At 66.9% G+C, this 626-nt stretch carries 1 protein-coding gene; it reads right to left on the bottom strand.

Translation table 11 applies throughout. From position 1 onward, the window contains the following. The coding region (locus tag L3K22_RS16650; protein ID WP_263312372.1) for an IS30 family transposase at positions 1 to 626 on the bottom strand (626 nt) is incomplete at both ends.

The following is a 626-nucleotide window of genomic DNA, read 5'->3' as shown; positions in this document are numbered from 1 at the left end:
TCGAGTGTCTCACTGGGAGTAGCCCCGTCGAGGACCACTCGGGGTCTTGCGTTGAGCATGTCCTGAACGGTGCGGAGTTCGTCGTCGGTGACGTGGTTGAAGTCGGTGCCCTTGGGGTATTCCCAGCGGAGCTGGCCGTTGAGGTTCTCGTTCGTGGGACGCTGCCAGGGCGAATGAGGATCGCAGAAGAACACCGGGCAGCCCGTGGCCACGGTGAACCGGGAGTGCTGGGCCATCTCGGTTCCCTGGTCCCAGGTGATCGAGCGTTTCACCGCCTCGGGCAGGTCCTCGACCATGCTGGTGAGCACGTCGATCACGGTGGCGGAGTCACGAGTCCCGGGCAGTCGTCCCAGGAGCGTGAACCGGGAGGCCCGTTCGACCAGCGTGATGATCCCGGAGTTGTTCGGCCCCACGACCAGGTCTCCCTCCCAGTGGCCGGGAATCTTCCTGCCCGCGTGCTCGGCCGCGAGCATCTCCTCTCGATCGGCCAGCCGGTGCCCGTCCAGCCAGCGGCGCTTGTTCCGGGCCGGCAGCTTCGAGGACGGGATACGACCCTTGCGACCGGAACGGATCGCGCCCTCGACCGTCAGCTCGTGACGCAGCGCGCCCGCGCCCTGGACGTAAAG

The organism is Brachybacterium atlanticum, assembly GCF_025669985.1.
Classification (GTDB): domain Bacteria; phylum Actinomycetota; class Actinomycetes; order Actinomycetales; family Dermabacteraceae; genus Brachybacterium; species Brachybacterium conglomeratum.
Note: the sequence above shows the minus strand (reverse complement) of the source record. Positions and strands in the feature narration are given on the sequence as shown.